At 45.0% G+C, this 6,351-nt stretch carries 3 protein-coding genes; all 3 read right to left on the bottom strand.

Translation table 11 applies throughout. The features are described 5' to 3' along the window. A partial coding sequence (locus BACCELL_RS25875; RefSeq protein WP_044153188.1) for a beta-galactosidase occupies nucleotides 1–1,134 on the bottom strand: 1,134 nt, incomplete at its 3' end. A gap of 9 nt (nucleotides 1,135–1,143) precedes the next feature. Then, on the bottom strand, nucleotides 1,144–3,843 hold the full coding sequence (locus BACCELL_RS02580) for an alpha-d-galacturonidase (protein ID WP_044153189.1): 2,700 nt from the start codon (nucleotides 3,841–3,843) through the stop codon (nucleotides 1,144–1,146). Between the two features lie 186 nt (nucleotides 3,844–4,029). Continuing rightward, on the bottom strand, nucleotides 4,030–6,237 hold the full coding sequence (locus BACCELL_RS02585; RefSeq protein WP_007209964.1) for an alpha-L-rhamnosidase-related protein: 2,208 nt from the start codon (nucleotides 6,235–6,237) through the stop codon (nucleotides 4,030–4,032). Nucleotides 6,238–6,351: the final 114 nt, after the last annotated feature.

Below are 6,351 nucleotides of genomic sequence, written 5' to 3' on the forward strand. Positions count from 1 at the left end.
TATGCGACGATTCTTTGTCTCCGTTTTTGGGAAACGGACGGCAGAACGTCCCATCGGTTTACTGGTAGCAACCGCAATCCCCCGCTGCTCCGCATTATTAACCGCACAATAGAAGTGATAAACAACCCCATCATGCTTTACCACATAACTTTTATGGGCAAACAGTTCATCATAGTTTTTAGAGGGAATAATAAGGTCTTCTCCAGTCCAGTCGGTCCAGTGCACCAAGTCACAGCTGGCAGCAAAAGTATTGAAAGCCTTATATTTCCGTGACGGTTCAAAAGCTGAAAAATAGAACATTACATACACATCTCCCATTTTCTGTATATGGGCATCTCCTGTAATGGTTCCATCAGCTTCGTGTGCAAAAACAGGATTTCCGGGATAACGTTTCCATGTTTTCATATCTTTAGAAAGGGCTATCCCTACACGTTCCCCTTTCAGACCTGTTTCCGGATGGCGGCCTCCCGCATTATAGAACATAACAAAGGGGGCACCCAACGTCTTATCCTTATCCCAATAGACGGTACTTTTATATTGAGTCAGCTTTTCCCACCATTGGGCATCCTTGTCATGGATACTCAGAATGGGCTTATTCAGAGACTCCCACTCGTGCGCAGTAGACAAATCTCCTTTCGTCCATGCCAAACCGACAAAAAGCGGTGCCTTCACAGCCTCGTACCCCGTTCCTTCTCCACCGATGTAAGTCATCCAATGACGGTCCTTATAAGTCTGAAGTTCATAGCTTCCTCCCCACTCCATATCCGGTAGAGCAGGAAATCCACCTCTTTGATTGCAATCCCATTCACCATCCCGGTACGAAAGAACCCGCCCCAATGTGCGCCACTCAAGCAAATTATCACTTTCTGCCAGCCAGGTTTCATAACCACGGCCGTCTGTCCCTCCCTTACCGTTATAAACAACATAGGTCATCAGCCATTTGTCTCCCTGACGGAAGACCGTAGGGCAATCTATTTTATGGTGATTATCCTCCGGAGCAACCACCAGTCCATATTTATAGGGTGTTTTTGCTTCTTCGAAAATCTGCTCCATCCGCTCCTGCGCAACATCACGCTGAGCAAAAGCAGACAGGGCAGATATCATGCAAAAGAATGTCAGTGATAGTTTTCTCATGATTCAGTATTAATAAAACAACCAATCCATTGTTTCTTCGTCTCCGGCCAATCCTGCATTACGGGCCTTCATATCCGCATCCGTAAATCCCAGAACCTGGAGATATCCTTTCGGCAACATCAGCGTATGCTTGCCTGCCTGAAAACTATATGCATGTACATTGGCCAGTGGCATTCCACTGATACGAACAGCATTCGTCAATATCGGCTCGGCCTGACCGTAATCATTAGCCGAAGCATCAATCTCAAGTTTCGGTGCTTTGGCATACTTCTTTTGGTCATCCTTGAAATAGGCGACCAGAAGTTTTACCGGCGCATCCGTTTCAAAAGTAATACTTGTTCCCTTTTCACGCTGCTCATTGGCATTGAAACGAAATGCTTTCAATCCTTCCAGTTCAGGAGCCATGGCTTCTATCTTTCCCGGAAGATTAGTAAACAGGGAAGCGCCCTCACTTAATTTAACGGTCGGATAACCGGATAGAATTTTCACGCTGGCGGAAGCCCAGGCCGGAATATCTACCGATTCAGCAGTTGCTTTTCCATTTTGTTTTTCCTCCAGCAGAACAAGGTTCGCTTTAAAATTCTCCAGTTCCTTTTCGTAATGTACCAGCAATTCTTTCCAAGTCTTATTGTTGCCGCCATCTCCACCTATAGGAATACGGCGTTGTGCTGTCTGCATACTATTGGCATACAGATAATGTTCATCTGTAAGTTTCACTAATTTACGATAATGTTCCAGACTCTGCTCCATCAGAGGAATGGCATTTTCCAAATTCTTTAGATCTTTTCCCCACTGATAATCCAATACCAGTTTGGCAGCTCTCACTTTCAGATTAAACGCATATGCAAACTCGCGATAACAATGCATGTCATTCTGCAAACGTGCGAACTCATCTTTATTGTCAGATACGGAATTTGCTGCCTTATCAATGGCGGCTACCGCTTTATCTCCATGCTCTATAGCCTGGGCAATGATATCCAAAGGCAACTCACCTGCATGAGGTTGCTTTTTCCATTCCTTTTCTACATATTCTATCAGTTTCTCACCTTCCGGTCCGCAACTTTCATAGAACCCCGGATAGATGGTGTATTTGTATGGATTGACAAACTGACTCATAAACATACCCAGCAACAATGTCTGGCGATTTCCTTCTGTGATGCCGAAACGACGCAGCAACTTCGGTGCTATTTCGCCACTTTCTTCATACGCCTCACGAATCAGTCCGGCATTTTCATCAGATGTACCATAGAATTTACCTAACTGATGATTCCAGTAATCAATTTCCTGTGAACGATCACGACGACAGTTCCATGCATATCGTCCCCAGGTCTGATACCATATCCAGTCACGGTCAAGCTGAAATTCCCGCTTGCCATCCGGTAATTTGTCGGCGGTGTATGGCCAATCCCAATAAGAAGCCTGTGGGTAAAGATGCAGGGCATTTGCGCCATGAACATCGTGCATGGCCTTTACAGCCTTCTGCACAAAATCGGGAGACCCCCAACGGAAAGGTTCCAGATTCGCCAGAATATGAACATTACTGATATGGATAGAACCGAGTGAACTCAAATCCGTATGTATCTTTGCCCATGGTCCGCGAGGTTCGTATGTGGTCAGTGATTCACCGTTATACTTATGCATGGTATAAAGATTCTTATAGAGTGGCAGGGCGGCATCCATCACTAATTTACAGTCTGTATCGTGTGCACGCAACAAGAGAGGCGGTTCATCTGTACGTCCAAGTGCCTGTAATCCATCCTTTACTCCGGGGATAATTGTCTTTGTGAACCATTCCACATCATCCTCCACAGTACACATGGCTTCACCCAAGCAAACAAGCAATCCTACATTAGGATATTTCTCAATAAAAGCGGCAATGCTCTTACGAGTATAATCCGCAATTAAAGGAGTAATAGGACGGTTACGATCCTGTGTTCTCAGACCGTAATGTTCGGCAAACGGCTTTGAAAGAATGATATTGTAGAACATTTGTATCACAAAGATACCACGTTTATCCGCTTCTTCCGTGAGGAAAGAAAACATTTCTTCGTTCTTTTTGAAGGTCTCTTCGTCCACTTCCAATGCAAACGGGTAGTCTTTCAGCTTCACTAACGAAGCAAACGGATGCCCGTTCCAGAGATAAAGTGAGTTCATACGATTAGCAACCAGCATATCCAGATATTTAATCCATTGCTCTTTATCATAGAACCAGGGAAAACTCTCTGGTGTATAAGGATATTCATATACGCCGTGACCCGGCAGATAAGTCATCTTCTGCAATCCTACGCAGGCGCCACGCAATACCATTTCCGGTCCATCTGTCAGCTTCTCGGGAAGGTTCAGTTTGCCTTTTGAACTACTCACACGGTCTATCAGTTCACGGCATCCATAGATGACACCGCTACCATCCCTGCCGGATACTTTCGTCAGATTACCGACTGTTGTAATCTGAAAGCCTTCTTTCTTTAAAGTCGTATCATTGGTTTCTGTCAGCAGGATGGTTCGGACATCCAGGTTGGAGAATATAGTATCTCCCTGTTGCATCACAACCTGATAGCCCGCTTTATCCAGAGTGGTTTGTAACTGTTCCGCACCAAACAGAATACGATTCGACGCATCCGGCGGAGTTATAATCTTCACGGTTTGCTTGCCGCACGCTGCAAAAAGGAGTGTACATGCCGCAAACATGAATAATCTGATATTTCTCATATTTCTATTTATGATAACTCTCTCTCTTTCTACGAAAGAAGAGGAGAGGATGGTTTTACTTTATATTGAAGTGTGGTAAACTTTGAGAGAAGTTTACAAATGATAATTTTACTCACTACACTTGCCAAACCTGAGTTTATAGTAAAAAGACGCAATAAGTATCCGTTTGTACTCATATTCTGCCTTTCAGTACTTCAATCCGCTAACAATTCTCTCTTCCGGAGTATCTATCCAGAGGCGCCAGGTATTCTCATCAATCTTTTCCACAGTTCCAATATTAGCCTTTGGCTGCCGGCAGCTTTTTATCGTCAGATACCCTTTGCCTTCTGTTGCGCGTACCTTAATCATTTTCCGGTCCATATGGATATGTATATTTCCGTTCGGTGTAGGTACACTGCCTTCCATCCATTTCAGACCTCCCAATACCGGAGTTATAGAGAATTCCTTATAGCCTTCTTTCACAGGTTTCACTCCCAGGTAATATTTACCGAGCAGATAAATAGGACTTGCTCCCCAAGCATGACACAGACTCTTCCCATAAGGACGACCATACATGGAGAGATGCTGCGTACCGCTTTCCTCCGGATTATATTTTTCCCAAAAGGAAGTGGCACCTTCTTTCAACATTCCTCCCCAGTACGCTTTCATTTCCTGCATCACTGTTTCTTGTTCACCAAGCGCACAAAGGGCTTCTAACTCATAAAAGCGCATATAGGGAGTCGTGATCTTCAGGATGCTGTCATTCAAAAGAACGGAATGTTTGATGGCCTGCTGTTTCTCCGGAGTCAGATAGTTGAAGAAAACGGAAAACATATTGGCATAACGGGTGACGGCATCGCTCTGAACACCATTGATGCTGTTATGTACAAGGGCCTGTTTTGAGGCATTCCAGAATGTCGTTTCCAGTTTAGCTTTCAAGGTAGCAGCCAGTTTCTCATATTTCTGTTGGTTGGTCCGGTCTCCCACCAACCCTGCACAGAGCGCCATTGTCTCAAGACTCCGGCAGAACAGAACCTGCTCAAAAGAGAGTTCTCCCTTTTTATCCAGATAACCGTCGGCCCAGTCTACAAATACCCAATCACCGGACATACCTTCAACCATACCGTTCTTATTGGTGCGTCCCAATACATAATCCATCATAGTCTGCATACGTGGATAGAGTTGATTGACAAACTGCCGGTCACCACTATACAGGTAATAATCGTAGACGCTGAGAAACCAATAGAATGTATAATCCATAATCGTATTGCTATGACTGGTCACAGGATCTTTACCCCGAAGCAACCAAATAGTACGCTTCACCGACTCACTGTCAAAAAAGAGATAGTAGTTCATCAAATAACTCTGAATGGCGTCTCCGCTCCACACCCAACGGTCACGCTTGATGCCGTCGATAAAAAACTCACGGGTAGTGAGGTGCATAGTGTAGGCACCCACTTCCCAAATACGGTTCAGTTCTTCATCATTGCAACGGAAAGTTCCACGATATTCTTCGGGAAGGTATTCGTACTGCATAGATACCTCACCTATCTGTACCCCCGGTTCATGAGTGATATAGACGTAGCGGAAAGCCTTACTGTTTTCCAGGGTATATTCGTTTTCGATACCGGACAGCGGGGATGTTTGGCGGATGGCAAGATCAGTGACTTGTCCTGCTTCCAGTTGCAGTTTATCCAATGTTTCGCAGTATGCCTTGTCTTTCGCCTCTTCCGGACTTTCACCGTAATAGATGTCGATGATGCCTTTACCGGAGAGATTCTTCAGAGTGAGGTAACCGAATGTTTCTTTTCCGAAATCATAGAGGATGCCTCCTTCGGGTTGTGTAGCACGGGAGGTGGGCTGATGGAGTGTCCGCATCAATCGGAATTGGGAAGGGAGTTGTGTGGCTCCGTCAAAGTTCCAGCAGCCGGCATCCATATAGATGGTGGCTGAGGTGTCACTGGCTTTGCCGCTTTCGTCAATCCATTCCTTGTCTTCATAAGTCACACGCCAGGTAGCGTCAGAGTTTACAGTCTTACCTTTTACGTAGATGGCAGGGGGAGTCGACTGATTCCAGACTTTAATATTCAAATTATGTGTCCCGGCCGGAAGCAATAAGGTTTCCGGCATACCGAATTGGAGTTTTCCATCCAGCTTAACGTTATACTTTCCTTCAGCGGCAATGAAGATTTCTTCCGGTTCGGAAAGGCTCAGTTGTTTGCTGAATTCCACGACTACATAGTGGCTGTCGGTCTTCCAAAAAGGAGGAAAAAAAGCACCCCGCTCCGTACGACGGTTATTCATCCGGTTGCCTAACCATATTTCATAATCGCCCGGATACCATATCCAAGTCTGGGCAAAAGTGCAAGTTGCCAATGATATGGCAACCAAAACTACGATCCATCTGTTTTTCATTTCTACTATAATATTGAATTAAGATTTCCAGATTCGTTGAATGATAATTTAGCGGCGAGGGAATGGGTACGCGGACTACGCGGATAAGGCGGACTTTAATCTTTTAGACGCAAA

It is taken from the genome of Bacteroides cellulosilyticus DSM 14838, from assembly GCF_000158035.1.
In the GTDB taxonomy this organism is placed as follows: Bacteria; Bacteroidota; Bacteroidia; order Bacteroidales; family Bacteroidaceae; genus Bacteroides; species Bacteroides cellulosilyticus.

Coding starts and splice junctions, on each gene's coding strand:
- BACCELL_RS02585 (WP_007209964.1), bottom strand. CDS start 6,237: ATGAAAAACAGATGGATCGTAGTTTTGGTTGCCATATCATTGGCAACT.
- BACCELL_RS02580 (WP_044153189.1), bottom strand. CDS start 3,843: ATGAGAAATATCAGATTATTCATGTTTGCGGCATGTACACTCCTTTTT.